The 18209-nt window shown below is 60.1% G+C and carries 19 protein-coding genes; 9 read left to right on the top strand and 10 right to left on the bottom strand.

Annotation, left to right across the window (positions count from 1 at the left end; genetic code table 11):
* Positions 1-22: 22 nt before the first annotated feature.
* The 5 genes from pdxY to anmK form a co-directional block, all read right to left on the bottom strand.
* Positions 23-883, bottom strand: a complete 861-nt coding sequence (gene pdxY, locus AWX27_RS02185) for a pyridoxal kinase PdxY (RefSeq protein ID WP_060419156.1) — start codon at positions 881-883, stop codon at positions 23-25.
* An 83-nt stretch (positions 884-966) separates the two neighbouring features.
* Entirely contained in the window at positions 967-2241 is a 1275-nt protein-coding gene (tyrS, locus tag AWX27_RS02190; RefSeq protein WP_025302669.1) for a tyrosine--tRNA ligase, read from the bottom strand.
* Between the two features lie 139 nt (positions 2242-2380).
* On the bottom strand, positions 2381-3034 hold the full coding sequence (gene pdxH, locus AWX27_RS02195; protein ID WP_049201958.1) for a pyridoxamine 5'-phosphate oxidase: 654 nt from the start codon (positions 3032-3034) through the stop codon (positions 2381-2383).
* Between the two features lie 88 nt (positions 3035-3122).
* The gene (locus AWX27_RS02200; RefSeq protein ID WP_004931294.1) at positions 3123-3425 is read right to left on the bottom strand and encodes an MliC family protein; all 303 of its coding nucleotides are present in this window, start codon (positions 3423-3425) and stop codon (positions 3123-3125) included.
* Between the two features lie 45 nt (positions 3426-3470).
* The gene (gene anmK / locus AWX27_RS02205; protein WP_060419157.1) at positions 3471-4592 is read right to left on the bottom strand and encodes an anhydro-N-acetylmuramic acid kinase; all 1122 of its coding nucleotides are present in this window, start codon (positions 4590-4592) and stop codon (positions 3471-3473) included.
* 362 nt (positions 4593-4954) lie between these two features.
* Between anmK and AWX27_RS02210 the strand changes: the two genes are divergently transcribed.
* Positions 4955-5419 (top strand): outer membrane lipoprotein, encoded by a 465-nt coding sequence (locus tag AWX27_RS02210; RefSeq protein ID WP_025159710.1) that lies wholly within the window; start codon positions 4955-4957, stop codon positions 5417-5419.
* 92 nt (positions 5420-5511) lie between these two features.
* Here the strand turns inward: AWX27_RS02210 and slyA are convergent, their stop codons facing one another.
* Positions 5512-5943: a transcriptional regulator SlyA gene (slyA, locus tag AWX27_RS02215; RefSeq protein WP_038874827.1), complete on the bottom strand. Its 432-nt coding sequence runs from the start codon at positions 5941-5943 to the stop codon at positions 5512-5514.
* A gap of 180 nt (positions 5944-6123) precedes the next feature.
* On the opposite strand from slyA, the gene AWX27_RS24300 reads away from it, so the two are divergent.
* From AWX27_RS24300 to AWX27_RS02225, 3 genes are read left to right on the top strand one after another with little or no spacing between them, the layout of a single operon-like run.
* Positions 6124-6360: a DUF1656 domain-containing protein gene (locus AWX27_RS24300; protein WP_004931303.1), complete on the top strand. Its 237-nt coding sequence runs from the start codon at positions 6124-6126 to the stop codon at positions 6358-6360.
* Between the two features lie 3 nt (positions 6361-6363).
* Positions 6364-7227, top strand: a complete 864-nt coding sequence (locus AWX27_RS02220) for an efflux RND transporter periplasmic adaptor subunit (RefSeq protein WP_060419159.1) — start codon at positions 6364-6366, stop codon at positions 7225-7227.
* Positions 7228-7230: 3 nt separating this feature from the next.
* Complete coding sequence (locus AWX27_RS02225) at positions 7231-9261, top strand: FUSC family protein (RefSeq protein ID WP_060419161.1); 2031 nt, start codon at positions 7231-7233, stop codon at positions 9259-9261.
* Here AWX27_RS02225 and sodC read toward each other — a convergent pair whose 3' ends face one another.
* Positions 9262-9783 (bottom strand): superoxide dismutase family protein, encoded by a 522-nt coding sequence (gene sodC, locus AWX27_RS02230; RefSeq protein WP_060419163.1) that lies wholly within the window; start codon positions 9781-9783, stop codon positions 9262-9264.
* A gap of 241 nt (positions 9784-10024) precedes the next feature.
* On the opposite strand from sodC, the gene AWX27_RS02235 reads away from it, so the two are divergent.
* The gene (locus tag AWX27_RS02235; RefSeq protein ID WP_060419166.1) at positions 10025-11869 is read left to right on the top strand and encodes a polyurethane esterase; all 1845 of its coding nucleotides are present in this window, start codon (positions 10025-10027) and stop codon (positions 11867-11869) included.
* 61 nt (positions 11870-11930) lie between these two features.
* Here AWX27_RS02235 and AWX27_RS02240 read toward each other — a convergent pair whose 3' ends face one another.
* The 3 genes from AWX27_RS02240 to AWX27_RS02250 form a co-directional block, all read right to left on the bottom strand.
* Complete coding sequence (locus tag AWX27_RS02240) at positions 11931-12827, bottom strand: aldo/keto reductase (protein ID WP_038874812.1); 897 nt, start codon at positions 12825-12827, stop codon at positions 11931-11933.
* Positions 12828-12926: 99 nt separating this feature from the next.
* The gene (locus tag AWX27_RS02245) at positions 12927-13166 is read right to left on the bottom strand and encodes a DUF1289 domain-containing protein (RefSeq protein ID WP_019455980.1); all 240 of its coding nucleotides are present in this window, start codon (positions 13164-13166) and stop codon (positions 12927-12929) included.
* Between the two features lie 21 nt (positions 13167-13187).
* Positions 13188-14117, bottom strand: coding sequence for a LysR substrate-binding domain-containing protein (locus tag AWX27_RS02250; protein ID WP_195892960.1), 930 nt, complete (start codon positions 14115-14117; stop codon positions 13188-13190).
* A 139-nt stretch (positions 14118-14256) separates the two neighbouring features.
* On the opposite strand from AWX27_RS02250, the gene AWX27_RS02255 reads away from it, so the two are divergent.
* The 4 genes from AWX27_RS02255 to nemA all read left to right on the top strand — a co-directional run.
* Positions 14257-14898, top strand: coding sequence for an NAD(P)-dependent oxidoreductase (locus tag AWX27_RS02255; RefSeq protein WP_060419171.1), 642 nt, complete (start codon positions 14257-14259; stop codon positions 14896-14898).
* 138 nt (positions 14899-15036) lie between these two features.
* A complete protein-coding gene (gene eptA, locus AWX27_RS02260) occupies positions 15037-16674 on the top strand; it encodes a phosphoethanolamine transferase EptA (RefSeq protein ID WP_060419173.1) in 1638 nt (545 codons plus the stop codon).
* Positions 16675-16777: 103 nt separating this feature from the next.
* Complete coding sequence (locus tag AWX27_RS02265; RefSeq protein ID WP_047727651.1) at positions 16778-17398, top strand: TetR/AcrR family transcriptional regulator; 621 nt, start codon at positions 16778-16780, stop codon at positions 17396-17398.
* 90 nt (positions 17399-17488) lie between these two features.
* A partial coding sequence (gene nemA, locus AWX27_RS02270) for an N-ethylmaleimide reductase (protein WP_060419175.1) occupies positions 17489-18209 on the top strand: 721 nt, incomplete at its 3' end.

Genomic DNA, 18209 nt, shown 5'->3' on the forward strand with positions numbered 1-18209 from the left:
TGTCGCCGGGGCCGAATGCCACTTACAGTTTGACCGCTTTGAACTCGCTGCGCGGCTGCACGATCCGATCCTGCGCCGCCACCACCTGCAGTTCGTACTCGCCCATCTCCTGCGTGGTCAGCATCACCTCATACACAGCGGCGGTGACGTGCTCCAGCGCTTTATCCAGCGCCTCGCCCTTCAGCAGATCCACCAGCAGCAGACCGCTGGTCAAATCGCCGACGCCGACCGGCTGACGCGCGCCGAAGTCCACCAGCGGCCGGCTGATGTGCCAGGCCTCGTCCGCCGTCACCAGCAGCATTTCGAAACAGTCAGCATGATAGCCGGCGCGGGCCAGGTGCTTGACCAGCACCAGCCGCGGCCCTTTGGCGATCAGCGCGCGGGCGGCCTGCACCGCATCGGCCACGTCGGCGACGGCCATCTGGCTCAGCATCTCCAATTCCAGCAGGTTCGGCGCCATCATGTCGCTGCACGGCAGCGCCTGGCGGCAGTGAAACTCGGCCACGCCCGGCGCCACGATGCAGCCCTTTTCCGGATGCCCCATCACCGGATCGCAGAAATACCAGGCATTCGGGTTCGCCTGCTTAACTTGACGCACGATCTCCAGAATATGGTCACCCTGCTCCGGCGAACCGATATAGCCACTCAACACCGCATCACAGCACTTCAGCTGATCGATATTGGCAATGCCCTGCGCGATCTCGGTCAGGTGGCTGGCCGGCATGACGCAGCCGGTCCACTGACCGTATTGCGTATGGTTGGAGAACTGCACCGTGTTTAGCGGCCAGACGTTGACGCCCATGCGGCGCATCGGGAACTCCGCCGCACTGTTGCCGGCGTGACCAAACACCACGTGCGACTGGATAGAAAGAATGTTTTTCATCGACAGAACTCGTTCGGAATACGGCAGCCGGGCGGCTGCCCAAAAATAAAGGGGCCGCCAGGGCCCCTTACCGTCATTATTCGTTACTGCCAATCCACCAGGCAGTAGTGTTTCTTGCCGCGACGCAGCAGCGTGTAGCGGCCGAACAGACGGTCTGAATCGCTGAAGCGGTATTCGGCATCGGACTGTTTCTCGCCGTTGATGGTCACCGCGTTGGAACCGATCATGGTGCGCGCCTGGCCGCGTGACGGCACCAGTTCGGCATTCACCAACGCCTGCTGCAGATCGGCGTCGCCATCCAGTTTGATGGTCGGCATGCCGTCCTGCGCCAGCTGGGCGAAGTCCGCTTCAGTCATGTCGTGCAGCGCGCCGGAGAACAGGCTCTGGGTGATGCGCTTCGCGGCCGCCAGGCCTTCCGCACCGTGCACCATGCCGGTCACTTCTTCCGCCAGCACGTACTGGGCGCGTGGCGCCTTGCCGCTGTTCTTGTCTTCTTCTTCCAGCGCATTGATGTCTTCCAGGCTCATGAAGGTGAAGAACTTCAGGAAGCGGTAGACGTCGGCATCGGCGGTGTTGATCCAGAACTGGTAGAACTTGTACGGGCTGGTTTTTTCCGGCGCCAGCCAGACCGCGCCGCCTTCGGTTTTACCGAACTTGGTGCCGTCTGCTTTGGTGATCAACGGCACGGTCAGACCGAACACCTGCTTCTGGTGCTGGCGACGCGTCAGATCGATACCCGAGGTGATGTTGCCCCACTGATCGGAACCGCCGATCTGCAGCTCCACCTGGTGGCGGTTGTACAGCTCGGAGAAATCGAAGCCCTGCAGCAGGTTATAGGAAAACTCGGTGAAGGAGATGCCGGAGTCGTCGCGATTCAGGCGCTGCTTAACCGCTTCCTTATTGATCATCTGGTTGACGGAGAAGTGCTTGCCGATGTCACGCAGGAAGGTCAGCACGTTCATGCCGCCGAACCAGTCGTAGTTGTTGGCCGCGATGGCGCTGTTGCTGCCGCAGTCGAAATCGAGGAACGGAGAAACCTGCTTGCGGATCTTCTCGACCCACTCGTTCACCGTATCGGTGGTGTTCAGCTTGCGCTCCGCCGCTTTGAAGCTCGGATCGCCGATGAGGCCGGTGGCGCCGCCCACCAGTGCGACCGGCTTGTGGCCGGCCAGCTGGAAGCGCTTCAGGCACAACAGAGGAACCAGATGGCCCAAATGCAAGCTGTCAGCGGTCGGATCGAAACCGCAATACAGTGCAATTGGCCCTTGCGCCAGTCGCTCCGCTAACGCTTCCTCATCCGTAACCTGGGCAACGAGGCCCCGCTCTTGCAGTTGTTTAATCAAGTTGCTGCTTGCCATCAATGACTCCATGTATAAACGAATGCACCTTTGCCGGTACACGGCCTTTCGCCCAGTGGCGAAATAAAAAATTCAGGGTAGCGCATAGAATAAAGCGCCGGCGGCGTCAGCACCAGCGCTTAGAGGGGATTTTCCGTCTTCAGGGTGCCAGTCGGTCAATTTTCCAGTCATTCCCGTCCCGCTGATACAGGAAACGGTCATGCAGGCGATGGGCGCCGCCCTGCCAGAACTCGACGGAGTCGAATTTCACGCGGAATCCGCCCCAGAAACTCGGCAACGGCACCTCGCCCTGCTGGAACTTCTGCTTCAGCTCGAGGAATTTGCTTTCCAGCACGCCGCGCGCGGAAATGCGCGAAGATTGCTGCGATACCCAGGCGCCGATCTGGCTGTCTTTCGGGCGACTGTTGAAATACTTCAGCACGTCGAGGGTCGACAGACGCTCCACCTGGCCGAGAAAAATCACCTGGCGATCGAGCATGTGCCAGGGGAACAGCAGGCTGATATGCGGGTTGTGCGCCAGCTGCTGCGCCTTGCGGCTGCCGAGGTTGGTGTAGAACACCAGCCCCTGCTCATCGAAATGCTTGAGCAGCACGATGCGTTGATAAGGCTGGCCGTGTTCGTCGACGGTCGCGACGCACATGGCGGTAGGATCGGCCAGGCGGGCGTCGCAGGCCTGTTTCAGCCAACGCTCGAACAGTTCGAGCGGATTGGCGGTCAGATCGTTGCGGCGCAGGCCGCCTCGGGTGTATTCACGGCGCAGGTCCGCAACATCAAACTCATTCTTTTCAATCATCTGGGTTATCGACCAACTGAAAAATCCGTCGTTACATTCTGCGCCTGCGGCGCCAGGAACTCAATCGCTCCGACGCCGCCGCCGACCGTCACTCCGTCAACACGCAGTCGCTCATGACTACCTTGCCGTTGCGCTCAAGATAGGCGTTACGGTCTTTCGACCAAAAAGTGTATTTGCCGTCGCTGTATTTGGCACCGGTCAGCGCCAGCACCTGCTTGAGATGCAGCTGTTCGCCATCCATCAGCAGGCTGACTTCGCTCGCCTTGCCGTCGAGCGCCACCGTCAGCGGCGTAGTGCCGCACTGGTAGTGCATCGTCTGGCTGCTTTGCGGCAGGATGTAGCTGCAGCCGGACAGCGCCAGCGCGCCGGCGACGAAAATGACTTTTTTCATGCTGTTGCTCCTTAGAAAAATCCTTCACAGGCTATCCTAACAGAGCTAACGGGCCCCCAATGGCAAAACCGGATAAATCCCACCCAACACCGTTTCACGGCTGGCGCCGGTCACCGAAGGCAGGTTGCCGGCCTGGCCGGACAGCGTGCGAAACGCCAGCCAGGCGAAGGCCAGCGCCTCCATGTCGTCGCCGCTGACGCCGAAATCGTCGGTCAGCCCGACCTCCGTCCCCGGCAGCAGCGCAGACAGGCGCGCCATCAGCAGCACGTTGCGCGCCCCGCCGCCGCACACCAGCAGGCGCTCGCACCCGCCGGCCAGCAGCACCTGTTCGCTGATGCTGACGGCGGTCAGTTCCGTGAGCGTGGCCTGCACGTCGACCGGCGCCATCGCCGGCAATCCGGCCAGCTGCCGCTCCAGCCAGGCGATATTGAAATACTCGCGGCCGGTGCTTTTCGGCGCCGGCAGCGCAAAGTAAGGATCCGCCAGCATCTGCTGCAACAGCGGTAAACAAATCCGCCCCTGCATGGCCCAGCCGCCGTCCTGATCGTAAGGCTGCGCACGGTGGCGCCACACCCAGGCGTCCATCAGCATGTTGCCCGGCCCGGTATCGAAACCGCGCACCGGCGTACCGGGCAACAGCAGAGAAAGGTTGGCGATGCCGCCGACGTTCAGCACCATGCGCCTCTCGACGGGATGCCCCAGCAACGCCTGATGAAACGCTGGCACCAGCGGCGCGCCCTGCCCGCCGTAGGCCATGTCGCGCCGGCGGAAATCGCCGACGGTGGTGATATTGGTCAGCGCGGCGATGCGGTTGTTATCGCCGAGCTGCATCGAGAAACGCGCGTCGCCTTCCGGTTCGTGCCACACCGTCTGGCCGTGGCAACCGATGGCGGTGATCTGCTCAGCGTCGATGCCGGTTTGCTTCAGCAAGCCGAGCACCGCCTCGCCGAACAGCGTGCCCAGTTGAGCGTCCAGCCGGCCGACGGCCGCCAACGTGGTCTGCTGCCCCTGGCACATGCCCAGAATCTCTTTTTTCAGCGCCATCGGCATCGGGTGGCTATAGCTGGCCTGCTGCGCCACCATGCGATCGTCGATCGCGGCCAATACCACATCGATTCCGTCCAGACTGGTGCCGGACATGACGCCTATATAGCGGCCTGACTTCATAGCAACATCCTCTAACCCGCGCGGTAAGCAAATTTTATCCTGACAAATAAACCAGAATTGCCGGATTAACGCCATGAATTATGATGCTTTTTTTACAGGCCGTGAGCCAGACACCGCCTCCCGGCGCCGCTGTGGCACATGTAATGTGTTAAACCGTGCCATAACAGGCAACGGAATGTCGCCAAGGCTGTCATAAAGGTAAACCGCGGTTTATTATTGGTTGAACAGAGAAAAGTTAAGCTGCGTGCAGCGATGGAGCATGGCGGTGTGTCAACTTTCAGCCATACTTTGTCTATCATTTTCACTGAATCTTGCCTGGAGAGCATTGCCAGGTTATGGACTACTACCATCAGGAGTTTTGTATGATCAAGCGTCTTCTCGTCGTTGCCGTCGCCGCCGTTACGCTGGCCGGCTGTGCCAATGAATCCATGTCCGGCGATGTCTACTCGTCCTCGCAGGCCAAGCAGGTGCAGAACGTCACCTACGGGACGCTGGTTTCCGTGCGTCCGGTTAAAATCCAGGGCGGCGAAGGCTCCAACGCCTTGGGGATGATCGGCGGCGCAGTGATTGGCGGCCTGTTGGGTAACACCGTAGGCGGCGGCACCGGCCGTACGCTGGCTACCGCGGCGGGCGCCATCGCCGGCGGCGCGGCGGGCAACAGCATCGGTGAAGTGGCCGGCCGTACCTCAGGCTACGAGCTGGAAATCAAAACCGACCAGAAAGAGAACATCGTGGTGGTACAGAAAGCGGGCGACACCAAGTTCAGCCCAGGCCAGCGCGTGCGCATGGCGCGCATGGGCGACACCATCACCGTCTCTCCGCTGTAAGTCAGTCGGCGACAAACGGCAAACCGGAGGCAATCGCCTCCGGTTTTATTTCTGATGCTGTGAAACTGTAATCGTAGAAAATAAGAATATTATTATTTGTTCTGCAGTTCGGTGATATTTTGTTCTAACTTGCCAATCAGCCCTACCAACAGATGCACTTCGTCGGCGGTAATGCCGCTTAAAATCTCACTGCGTGTCGACGTGATCACACTGTCCACTTCCCTGATGATCGGATCGGCCGCGTCGGTCAGCTTGATGCGCTTCGCGCGGCGATCGTTGGCACAGGTGTGGCGCGTGATCAGCCCCTTCTCCTCCAGTTGGTCCAGCGTGCGAACCAGTGATGGTTGCTCGATACCGATCGCCTTGGCCAGCTGGATTTGCGACTGCTCCGGCGGCAAGCGATTGATATTGTGCAAAGTGACCCAGTGCGTTTGGGTCAGCTCCAACGGCTTGAGCCGATGATCGATGAGCGCGCGCCAAACACGAACTAATCGTGCTAAATCTGAACCTAATGTTGACTCCACTTCCCCCTCCTTATAATTAGCATGCTAACATTACCTCCCAGAGTTTAGACTATTTTGGGTAACTCACATTAAAAACACAAATGTATATAATGTATATTGTGGAAATAGCCACTATTTTTAGCCGCTATTGTTTAATCGTTATGCAAATATTCAACATATTCACCCTTAGGGATTGTTAATGTGAATACATCATGGTTACACACCTCATCCCCCTTACCCGATTTGGTCCTGGGGGCATCGCTTTATTTTCCACCTATATTTAAAGCTTTTTTACTAGGACTGGTCTTATGGCTGCTGATTCATCAGCTGCTGAGAGACTGGATGTATTCCGGTGAAATCTGGCATCCCATGTTGATGGACCTGTCCATTTTCGTTCTGACCGTCAGCGGTTCCTTATGGATTTTAGCGAGTTGGTAACCCATGCAGCATAAAACATTAAAATACTTTTCTACGGTGATCGTCTGCGCCATTGCCGTCTGCGCCGGTTGGTGGCTCTGGAATTATTATATGCAATCCCCATGGACCCGTGATGGAAAAGTGCGCGCCGAACTCGTCAATATCACCCCTGAAATCTCTGGAAGATTAGAGAAAATAAGCGCGAATGACAATCAGTTCGTACCTGCGGGAAGTCTGATTTTTACCCTCGACCCGGTGCCCTACCAGATCGCGCTGGACAATGCTGAGGCCGCGGTGGCAAAAGCGCAATCCGATCTGGCCAAGGCAGACCACGAGGCCGCCCGCCGTCGCGGTTTGCCGCGTAACGTTATTTCCGCTGAAGATTTGGACGCGTCCAATTTAGCCGCTCAGGCAATGAAGGCCGCCTATAAAGCCGCCCTGGCCAACCTGGAACAGGCCAAATGGAATTTGAGCAAAACCAAAATTTACGCGCCAACCGACGGCTATATCACCAATCTGCAGGCACGGGTCGGGAACTACGCCAACGCCGGCACGCCGCTGGTGGCGTTGGTGGATGTACATTCGTTTTATGTACTCGGTTATTTCGAAGAAACCAAGCTGAAGCATATAAAAGAAGGCAATAAAGCGGACATCGTTTTATATAACGGCAACACGCCGCTGCAGGGGGAAGTAGAGAGCATCGGCCGCGCCATTTACGATCAGAGCGTCGACAGCAGCAACGATCTATTAATGGACGTTAAGCCTAATGTTCCCTGGGTGCGTTTGGCTCAGCGCGTGCCGGTACGGATAAAATTGCTCAACGTGCCCGCCGATTTGACGCTGGTCGCCGGCACCACCTGCACCATTTCGATTCATCAGCGGAACTAAAGTGTGAACCTGCCTTTTTTGGAGTGGAGCCGCACCCCCTGGGGTAAGGCGACCGGCGGCCAATGGCGCTATGCGCTGCGCAATTCGCTGGCGATGTGTCTCGCGCTGTGGGTAGCGTTCGTGCTCGAGCTCGACGAGCCCTCTTGGGCGCTCACCTCCGCCGCAGTGGTGAGTTTCCCCACCGTCGGCGGCGTGATCAGCAAAAGCATCGGCCGCATCTTCGGCAGCCTGATGGGTGCCGCCGCGTCGGTGGCGATCGCCGGCCACTGTCTGAACGATCCCTGGCTGTTTACGCTGTTCATCGCCGCGTGGATCGGGCTGTGCACCTATATCTCCAACCATTACCAAAACAACGTCTCTTACGCGTTCGCGCTGGCGGGCTATACCGCCGCCATCATCGCCTTCGGCACGGTCAACGTCACCGATACCCAGCAGATTTTCGATATCGCGCAGGCGCGGGTTTGCGAAGTGATCACCGGCATTCTGTGCGGCGGATTGATGATGATGATCCTGCCCAGTACCTCCGACGGCGAAGCGCTGCTGACCTCGCTGCGGCGCATGCAGCTACGCCTGTTAGAGCACGCCGCCATGCTGTGGCAGCCGGAGATCACCGCCCAGATGCGCACCTCGCACGAAGGGGTCATCGGCCAGATCCTGACCATGAACCTGCTGCGTATTCAGGCGTTCTGGAGCCACTACCGGCTGCGGCGGCAAAATAACCTGCTCAACTATCTGCTGCACCAGCAGCTGCGCATTACCAGCGTTATCTCCAGCCTGCGCCGCATGCTGCTGAACTGGCCGGATCGCCCCGCCAATCTGATGCCGGTGCTGACGCAACTGCTGGACGAGCTGCGCGATCCCGCCACCGACAAATACCGTTTGGCGCGCCTGCTTCAGCAGATCGCGCCGCAAGAGCCTACGGACTACCGACACCGCGCCTTCTGGCTGCGCCTGCGCCATTTCTGCTGGCTTTACCTGCGCTGCAACCGCTGGCTGCAGCGGCTGGAGAGCGCCACAGCGGTCAGCGATCTCCAGCCGCCGCGCGTCACCTCGCTGGCGCGCCATACCGACAGCTACGAAGCCGCCTACAACGGTCTGCGCACCTTTTTGTGCATCGTGATCGGCTGCGCCTATTGGATCAACACGCAGTGGGACGCCGGCAGCGCGGCGCTGACGCTCACCGCCATCAGCTGCGTGCTCTACTCCTCGACGCCTTCACCGATCAACAGCGTCAGCACCTTGCTCAAGGCGGTGCTGCTGCTCTCGGTCGTCTGCTTCGTAGTAAAATTCGGTTTGATGATCCAGATTGACGACTTCTGGGTGTTCTGCGCCTTCCTGTTTCCGATCCTGGTGACCATGCAGATGCTCAAGCTGCAGAATCCGCCTTATGCCGCGCTTTGGGGGCAGCTGATCGTCTTTATGGGGTCGTTCCTGACCGTCAGCAACCCGCCGAGCTATGACTACCAGTCCTTCATCAATGACAACATCGCTAAAGTCGTCGGCGTGCTGCTGGCCGGGCTGGCGTTTCAGATCCTGCGCCCCAGCTCGGACAAACGCAAAAGCCGCCGCATTATCCGCGCGCTGCGGCGCGACTTTATCGATCAGTTGAGCAAAAGGCCGCAGCAGAGCGAAAGCCAGTTCGAATCGCTGATCTACCATCGCATCAGCCAGCTCAATCAAAGTCAGGATCAGGAAGCGCGCACCTGGCTGCTGCGCTGGGGCGTGGTGCTGCTCAACTGCAGCCATATCGTCTGGCAGCTGCGCGACTGGCAAACCCGTTCCGATCCGCTGTCGGCGGTGCGCGATGTCTGCATCCACTGCCTGCGCGGTATCATGACGGAGAAAGGCGTGCAGCACAGTTCGCTGGACGCCACGCTGCAGGAGCTGCTGCGCATGAGCAACGCGCTGGCGCACCACCCGGAACAGGCGGCGCGCGATTTGGCCGGTCTGATTTGGCGACTCTACTGCTCGCTGCAGCAGTTGCAGCAGGCGATGGGCCAGCCCGCCACCGCGCCGGCCGTTAGCGGCGGGTGATCACTTGATCACCCCGCAGGCGAAACGCTCACCGCCGCCGCCGAGCGGCAATGGGTGATCCGAGTGGTTATCGCCGCCGGCGTGCACCATCAGCGCCTTGCCCTCAATTTCACTGATTTTTTTCAGCCGCGGCGCCAACACCGGATAGTTCGCCATGCCGTCGGCGGTCACATAGATGGCAGGCAAATCACCCAGATGCCCGTCGGCATACGGCCCGAGGTGCTTCCCGGTCTTTTGCGGATCAAAATGCCCGCCGGCCGCCAGCGCCGCCACCGCTTTGCCGTCCTTCATCCCCGGCTCGCAGCTGCCTTTTTCATGCACGTGGAAGCCATGAACCCCGGCCGGCAACGCTTTCAGGCTCGGCGTGAACAGCAAGCCATACGGCGTTTCGCTGATGACCACCTTGCCGATATCCTGACCGATCCCCTGCCCGGTCACCAGGTGCATCTCGACGTCGGTTGTCGCCGCCTGAGCCGCGCCACACGCCATCAGGCCAAGTGCTGCATACCAATAACGTTTCATCAATCAGTCTCCTTAATGTCTGTGCTGAGCTTTCAGTATAGGAGAGCCGGCGCAGGCACTGTTAACCAACGCACAATCTCGCCAATTTGATTCGCACACCTAATATTTAGGGCTAATACTATTTCTACCGATGTTGGTCCTCTGACCAGCTGTCGTTCGGCTAACGTTGTTTCCCTGTTTCCACCGCCGACGCATGAGAGTTCACTCCCCGGCCAGGCGGCATAATTCATAAGGAACTGATATGGGCATCTTTAGCTATAAGGATTTGGACGAAAACGCGTCGAAAACGCTGTTTTCCGACGCCTTGGCCATCTCTACCTACGCTTACCACAATATCGATAACGGCTTCGACGAAGGCTACCACCAGACCGGTTTCGGGCTGGGCCTGCCGCTGACGCTGATCACCGCGCTCATCGGCAGCACCCAATCGCAGGGCGGCCTGCCCGGCCTTCCCTGGAACCCCGACTCAGAACAGGCCGCGCAGGAGGCGGTGAACAATGCGGGCTGGTCGGTCATCAGCGCCGCGCAGCTGGGTTACGCCGGCAAAACCGATGCACGCGGCACCTACTACGGTGAGACCGCCGGTTACACCACCGCTCAGGCCGAGGTGCTGGGCAAATATGACAGCGAAGGCAATCTCACCGCCATTGGCATCTCATTTCGCGGTACCAGCGGCCCACGCGAGTCGCTGATCGGCGATACCATTGGCGATGTGATTAACGATCTGCTGGCCGGTTTCGGGCCGAAAGGCTACGCTGACGGCTACGCGCTGAACGCCTTCGGCAATCTGCTGGGCGACGTAGCGAAGTTCGCGCAGGCGCACGGGCTGAGCGGCGAGGACGTGGTGGTCAGCGGCCACAGCCTCGGCGGGCTGGCGGTCAACAGCATGGCCGCGCAGAGCGACGCCAACTGGGGCGGCTTCTACGCGCAATCCAACTATGTTGCCTTCGCCTCGCCGACCCAGTACGAAGCCGGCGGCAAGGTGATCAACATCGGCTACGAAAACGATCCGGTGTTTCGTGCGCTCGATGGCACCTCGCTAACCCTGCCGTCACTGGGCGTCCACGATGCGCCGCACGCCTCCGCCACCAACAATATCGTCAACTTCAACGACCATTACGCGTCGGACGCCTGGAACCTGCTGCCGTTTTCCATTCTCAACATTCCGACCTGGCTGTCGCACCTGCCGTTCTTCTATCAGGACGGGCTGATGCGGGTGCTGAACTCCGAGTTTTATTCGCTGACCGACAAGGACTCGACCATCATCGTCTCCAACCTGTCGAACGTGACGCGCGGTAATACCTGGGTGGAAGACCTGAACCGCAACGCGGAGACGCACAGCGGGCCGACGTTTATCATCGGCAGCGACGGCAATGATTTGATCAAGGGCGGCAAAGGCAACGACTATCTCGAGGGCCGCGACGGCGACGATATCTTCCGCGACGCCGGCGGCTACAACCTGATCGCCGGCGGCAAAGGCCACAATACCTTCGATACCCAACAGGCGCTGAAGAACACCGAGGTCGCCTACGATGGCAATACGCTTTACCTGCGCGACGCCAAAGGCGGCATTACGCTGGCGGACGACATCAGCACCCTGCGCAGCAAAGAAACCTCCTGGTTGATTTTCAGCAAAGAGGTGGATCATCAGGTGACCGCGGCCGGATTAAAATCGGATTCGGGCCTCAAAGCCTATGCCGCTGCCACCACCGGCGGCGACGGCGATGACGTCCTGCAGGCTCGCAGCCACGACGCCTGGCTGTTCGGCAACGCCGGCAACGACACGCTGATCGGCCATGCCGGCGGCAACCTGACCTTCGTCGGCGGCAGCGGCGATGACATCCTGAAGGGCGTCGGCAACGGCAATACCTTCCTGTTCAGCGGCGATTTTGGCCGCGACCAACTGTATGGCTTCAACGCCACCGATAAGCTGGTGTTTATCGGCACCGAAGGCGCCAGCGGAAATATCCGCGACTACGCCACGCAGCAAAACGACGATCTGGTGCTGGCCTTCGGCCACAGCCAGGTCACGCTGATCGGCGTCTCGCTCGATCACTTCAACACCGATCAGGTGGTGTTGGCCTAAGGATCGGCGTAAAAAAAGCCGGGCGCTGTCGCCGCCCGGCTTTCCTCTTTTTTGCTCCGCCTTAAGGCACGTCATACCCCAGCGCCGCCTTGCGAATGCGGAACCACTGCTGGCGGTTCAGTACCAGCTTCTGCGCCTTCAGCGCCGAGCGCACCCGCTCAATCTTGCCGGAGCCAATAATCGGCAGCGGCGACGACGGCAGACGCATCACCCAGGCGTACACCACCTGTTCAATGGTATCGGCGCCGATCTCTTGCGCCACCCGCTGTAGCTCGTCGCGCAGCGGCTGGAACTCGGCGTCGTTGAACAGGCGCCCGCCCCCAAGGCAGGACCAGGCCATCGGCTTGATGCGCAGTTGCTGGCACTGGTCGAGCGTGCCGTCGAGAATGGCCGGCTGGTGAATCGGCGAGATCTCCACCTGGTTGGTCGCCAGCGTGAACGGCAGGCGCGACTGCAATAGCTGGAACTGCGCGGGCGTAAAGTTGGAAACGCCGAAATGGCGCACCTTGCCGCTTTTATGCAGCGCGACGAAGGCTTCGGCCACGTCGTCGGCATCCATCAACGGATCCGGCCGGTGGATCAGCAGCAGATCGAGGTAGTCGGTATGCAGATGGCGCAGCGATTGTTCCGCGCTCTGTACGATATGGTCACGGTCGGTGATGTAATGGCCGATCGGGTTGCCGGGCTTGGCGGTGGTGGCGATGCCGCACTTGGTCACCAGCTCCAGCGACTGGCGCAGCGCCGGCTTCAGGCGCAGCGCGTCGCCGAATGCCTGTTCGCAGGCGTAACCCCCGTAGATATCCGCGTGGTCGGCGGTGGTGACGCCCAGTTCAACATGCTGTTCGATGAACGTCAGCAGCTGCTGCGGCGACATGCCCCATTCCATCAACCGCCAGTAACCGCAAATCATGCGGGAAAATTCAGGCCCCTGCGGCGCGAGACGTATACGTTCTACCATTGCGAAAACCTCATGACATTAGTTGTCAGCCAGCATACACAAGCCGGTGAGGCACAGGGAAGCGGTAAGCCACACTAACGTGCGGCAGATCAGGAAAGGTTAAAACAGCGACGGCTGTTCCGGCAGCGGCTCGTCGGGCGCTTTATTGGCGCGTTGCAGGCGCAGGAAGCGTTGACGGCAAAGGCGCAGCACCTCGCGCTTCTGCGCGTCGCTCATGCTCATCCAGCCGAAGCGCTCCTCGCGGCTGCGCAGGCAGCCACGGCAGAATCCGCGGTCGTCGGCCTGACAAATGCCGCGACACGGGCTGGGGATGTCGAAAAATTCAAGCTGCTGCGCCACGGGGCCTCCTGCGTTCTCTTGCTAATTGAAGACGCCATCGCCGCCGCTGGCAAGTCCCTTTTCGCCATTGCGGCGAAAATAGTCGCGCAAATAACGCAGCGCCTGGCGGCTTTTCTCCGGCACGTTACGCTCGAGCGTCAGCGCGTGCAGCCGCAGCGGCGCCGGCCGCCACTCCGGCAACAGCAGCAACAGCTCGCCACGCTGAAGCTCGTCGCCAATTTCATACAGCGGCTGAATGGAAATGCCCAGCCCGGCGCGGGTAAAGGCGCGCATCACGTTCATGCTCTCGCTGACGATCTGCCCTTCCGCCAGCCGCAGCTTAACCTGCTGGCCGGACTGGTGCAGCAGGTCCAGATGGGCCCCGCTGTAGCCGCTGGAGATCCAGCGGTGCTGCACCAAATCCTGCGGTTTTTCCGGCACCCCATGCTGGCTGAGATAACGCGGTGCGGCGCACAGCACCATCGGCCATGCCGTCAGCGGGTGCGCGATCATATTAGCGTCCGCCAGCTGCCGGTTGGCCCGCAGCGCAATGTCGACCCGCTGCTCTATCATATTAACGATGCGATCGTCCGCCAGCACCCGCAGCGTCAGCTTGGGATGCGCCTGCAGCAGCGGCGCCAGCGCCTCCGCCAGCGATCGGCCGCCGATGCCGACCGGGGTGGCGATGCGCAGCTCACCCACCAGCGTATCCCGCAGCTCCGCCAGCCGCTGTTCCGCCTGCTGCGCCTGTTGCAGCATCGCCTCGCAGCCGGGGTAAAACGCCGCCCCCGCCTCGGTCAGCGCCAGACGACGGGTGGAGCGGTGCAGCAGCGGCACCCCGAGCGCCTTCTCCAGCGAGCGCATATGCTGGCTGACCGCCGACGGCGTCATGCCCAGCCGCCGCGCCGCGCCGGCCAGCGACCCCTCCGCCACCACGGTGGCGAATATCGCCATTCGATTGAGTTTATCCACGATTATGAAGTTTTACTTAATCAAGAAAGCATGAATATGGCACTAATCACGGCTATTGTTAAGGGCTAGTCTATAAACCACGCAGCAGGCATATCGGCCTGCTTCATGATACTGAACACATCCCCGAAGGAGCATACAGATGAAAGTAGCCATTATTGGAGCAACCGGTTTTGTTGGCCGCCGCGTGGTGGATGAAGCGCTGGCTCGCGGCATTCAGGTGACGGCGATCGCCCGTCAGAAAAAAGAGTTGCCGGAGCACGCCAATCTGACCGTCGCGCTGGGCGACGTTGCCGATACCGCCTGGCTGGCGGGGCAATTGCGCGGTCAGGATGCGGTGATCAGCGCCTACAACCCCGGCTGGGGCGAAGACAACCTGTATGAAAAGACCGCTCGAGGCGCCCAACAGATCCTCACCGCGGTCGAACAGGCCGGCGTCAAGCGCCTGCTGGTGGTCGGCGGCGCCGGCAGCCTGGAAGTGGCACCGGGCGTTGAACTGGTGGATACGCCACAGTTCCCGGAAAATATCCGCCCCGGCGCGCAGGCGGTACGCGATCTGCGCAACAAGCTGCGCAATGAATCGGCGCTCTACTGGACCTATCTCTCGCCGGCTGCCCTGCTGGAACCGGGCAAACGCACCGGTCAGTTCCGCCTCGGCACCACCCAGCTGCTGATGAACGGCGAAGCGCCGGCCAGCATTTCGGTGGAAGATCTGGCGGTCGCCATCGTCGATGAGATTGAAAAACCACAGTTTATTCGCGCGCAGTTCACCGCCGCCTACTAAACTGCCTCATTGCCAGGCCGCCCGGCCTGGCCTTTTCCCTGCGTTCACCGCCGCCAGTATTCTGAATTTCTAAGGTTTTCTTAAGTTTCATCCGGTAGATTTCAAGGCATTATCTCCTCTCAGGATCCAGATTTGGCAATGTGGTTACGTCAACGCTTACAGTGCAACAGCCTCGGTTTTATCCTCGCCACCGCCCTGTTCTTCACTCTGTTTCAAAACGCGTTATTCCTGCACCGCGCCTGGTCGTATATCACCTTCGATAGCGTCCACAGCGTCATTTTCGCCGCCAGCATGCCGGTGGTGATTTTCTGTGCGCTGAATATCATCTTCAGCGTGTTGACCGTGCCCTACCTGCGCAAGCCGCTGATCGTCTTTTTCTTGCTGGGCAGCGCCGCAGCCAACTATTTCATGTACAGCTATGGCGTGGTGATCGACGGCAACATGATGCAGAACGCCTTCGAAACCAATACCCAGGAAGCGACGGCGCTGCTGACGCCGCGCATGGGGTTGTGGCTGGCGCTGCTCGGCGTTCTGCCGGCGGTGGCGGTCTGCTTCACCCATATTCGCCAGACCCGCCCCTGGTGGTATATGGTCGGGCTGCGCGCCGCCAACGTCATGCTGTCGTTGGTGGTGATCCTGATCGTCGCCGCGCTGTTCTACAAAGACTACGCTTCGCTGATCCGCAACAATAAAAGCGTGGTGAAGATGTTGACGCCTTCCAACTTCGTCGCCGGCACGCTCAAATTTACCGAACAGCGCTATTTCACCCGCAATCTGCCGCTGGTAAAAATCGGTGAAGACGCGCGCAAAGGGCCGCTGATCGCCGGGCAGGCCAAGAAAACGCTGGTGATCCTGGTGGTGGGCGAAACCGCCCGCGCCGAAAACTTCTCCCTCGGCGGCTACGAGCGCGAAACCAACCCGCGCCTGAAGCAGGACGACGTGGTCTACTTCAAGAACGCCAGCTCTTGCGGCACCGAGACGGCGATCTCCGTCCCCTGCATGTTCTCCAACATGCCGCGCAGAGAGTACGACGCGACTCAGGCGGCACACCAGGAGGGCATGCTCGACGTGCTGGCGCATGCCGGCGTCAACGTGCTGTGGCGTGATAACGACGGCGGCTGCAAAGGCGCCTGCGACCGGGTGCCGCACATCGACATGACCAAATTGAAACTGCCGCAGGACTGTGACGGCGAAGTTTGCATGGATAACGTGCTGCTGTATAAGCTGAACGACTACATCAATAGCCTGAAAGACGACGGCGTGATCGTGCTGCACCAGATGGGCAGCCACGGCCCGGCTTACTACCGCCGCAGCACGCCAGAATTCCAGACATTTTCGCCGACCTGCAACAGCAATCAGATCCAGGATTGCAGCCATGAACAGCTGGTGAACACCTACGACAACTCGATCTTGTATACCGACGCGATGCTCGATGCCACCATCAAGCTGCTGCAGCAGTATGACGACCGCTTCAATACCGCGCTGGTCTATTTGTCCGATCACGGCGAGTCGCTGGGGGAAAACGGCATGTACCTGCACGGCACGCCTTATGTCTTCGCGCCGAGCCAGCAAACGCACGTGCCTTTCCTGATGTGGATGTCGGCCGACTATCAGCGCAACTTCGGCGTCGATCGCCAATGCCTGAACGCGCTGGCGGAAAAGGGCGATGTGTCGCAGGACAACCTGTTCCATACCCTGCTGGGCATGCTGAACGTACAAAGCCGCGAATATCAATCCCGGCTGGATATCCTGCAGCGTTGCCGCAACGCGGCGTAAGCGCTTAACTTCCTCGTGCCGCTGGGGCACAATAGTTCGCAGACAACCGGCGTTTTGTGCGCCGGTTTTTTTATTCCCATTGACCTAGACCAATCGGTCTATTATGCTCGGCACCATGATGACCAAATCAACGCATTGCAACGTGGACACACGTGAACATCTGCTCGCCACCGGCGAAACTCTCAGCCTGCGCCTGGGCTTTACTGGCATGGGGCTGAGCGAATTGCTGGCCACTGCGGGCGTGCCGAAAGGCTCGTTCTACCACTATTTCCGCTCGAAGGAAGCCTTCGGCGAAGCGATGCTGCAACGCTATTTCGCGCATTATGATGCAGAAATGCAGGCGCTGTTTGCCGATGAGCACGGCGATGCCCGCCACCAGCTGCTCGGCTATTACGCCCAGGCCATCAGCTACCACTGCCGCAGCGAATGCCATAACGCCTGCCTGGCGGTGAAGCTTTCCGCCGAGGTGAGCGATCTGTCAGAACCGATGCGCCATGCGCTGGAAACAGGCACCGCTCGCGTGATCGGCCACCTGCAGGAGGCCATCGAACGCGGTATCGCCGAGGGCTCGCTGTCGGTGGCCATGAGCCCGGCAGCGACCGCAGAGACGCTGTACTCACTGTGGCTCGGCGCTTCGCTGCGCGCCAAGATCCGCCACTCGCTGGCGCCGTTGACCAGCGCGCTGGAAAGCATCGAGTTGCTGCTGCGCCCGCCGCAACCGTAACGGTAACAATTTCTTTTTATTGAAAAATGCAGTTCGTGGTTTTTTATCGCCCACCACTAGACGACCGGTCTATTAAATACAGGATGCACTATGAAGACTGAAAAATTGCTCTCTCCGCTGAAGGTTGGCGCCATCACCCTGCCCAACCGCGTGTTTATGGCTCCGCTGACGCGTCTGCGCAGCATCGAGCCGGGCGATATTCCTACGCCGCTGATGGCGGAATATTACGCACAGCGCGCCGGCGCGGGCCTGATCGTGACCGAAGCGACGCAGGTTTCCTTCCAGGCGAAAGGCTACGCCGGTGCGCCGGGGTTGCATACGCCGGAGCAGATCGCCGCATGGAAAAACATCACGCAGGCAGTGCATGATAAAAACGGCCATATCGCCGTGCAGCTGTGGCACGTAGGCCGCATCTCCCACGCCAGCCTGCAGCCGGGCGGGCAAGCACCGGTCGCCCCTTCGGCAATCAACGCCGAAACCCGCACCACCGTGCGTGATGAAACCGGTGCCTGGGTGCGCGTACCGACCTCCACGCCGCGCGCGCTGGAAACCAGCGAGATCCCGGGCATCGTCAACGATTTCCGCCAGGCGACCGCCAACGCGCGGGAAGCCGGCTTCGACTTCATCGAACTGCATGCCGCCCACGGCTATCTGCTGCATCAGTTCATGTCGCCGGCCTCCAACCAACGTACCGATCAATACGGCGGCAGCATCGAGAATCGCACCCGCCTGACGCTGGAAGTGGTCGACGCGGCGGTCGCCGAATGGGGTTCTGAGCACATCGGCATCCGCATCTCGCCGCTGGGGCCGT

Source organism: Serratia sp. 2880STDY5682894, assembly GCF_001537385.1.
GTDB classification, from domain to species: Bacteria; Pseudomonadota; Gammaproteobacteria; order Enterobacterales; family Enterobacteriaceae; genus Serratia; species Serratia nevei.

Bases quoted from the DNA above. Each gene is read 5' to 3' on its own strand.
- pdxY (WP_060419156.1), bottom strand. From the start codon at position 883: ATGAAAAACATTCTTTCTATCCAGTCGCACGTGGTGTTTGGTCACGCC.
- tyrS (WP_025302669.1), bottom strand. From the start codon at position 2,241: ATGGCAAGCAGCAACTTGATTAAACAACTGCAAGAGCGGGGCCTCGTT.
- pdxH (WP_049201958.1), bottom strand. From the start codon at position 3,034: ATGATTGAAAAGAATGAGTTTGATGTTGCGGACCTGCGCCGTGAATAC.
- AWX27_RS02200 (WP_004931294.1), bottom strand. From the start codon at position 3,425: ATGAAAAAAGTCATTTTCGTCGCCGGCGCGCTGGCGCTGTCCGGCTGC.
- anmK (WP_060419157.1), bottom strand. From the start codon at position 4,592: ATGAAGTCAGGCCGCTATATAGGCGTCATGTCCGGCACCAGTCTGGAC.
- AWX27_RS02210 (WP_025159710.1), top strand. From the start codon at position 4,955: ATGATCAAGCGTCTTCTCGTCGTTGCCGTCGCCGCCGTTACGCTGGCC.
- AWX27_RS02220 (WP_060419159.1), top strand. From the start codon at position 6,364: ATGCAGCATAAAACATTAAAATACTTTTCTACGGTGATCGTCTGCGCC.
- sodC (WP_060419163.1), bottom strand. From the start codon at position 9,783: ATGAAACGTTATTGGTATGCAGCACTTGGCCTGATGGCGTGTGGCGCG.
- AWX27_RS02235 (WP_060419166.1), top strand. From the start codon at position 10,025: ATGGGCATCTTTAGCTATAAGGATTTGGACGAAAACGCGTCGAAAACG.
- AWX27_RS02240 (WP_038874812.1), bottom strand. From the start codon at position 12,827: ATGGTAGAACGTATACGTCTCGCGCCGCAGGGGCCTGAATTTTCCCGC.
- AWX27_RS02255 (WP_060419171.1), top strand. From the start codon at position 14,257: ATGAAAGTAGCCATTATTGGAGCAACCGGTTTTGTTGGCCGCCGCGTG.
- eptA (WP_060419173.1), top strand. From the start codon at position 15,037: ATGTGGTTACGTCAACGCTTACAGTGCAACAGCCTCGGTTTTATCCTC.
- AWX27_RS02265 (WP_047727651.1), top strand. From the start codon at position 16,778: ATGCTCGGCACCATGATGACCAAATCAACGCATTGCAACGTGGACACA.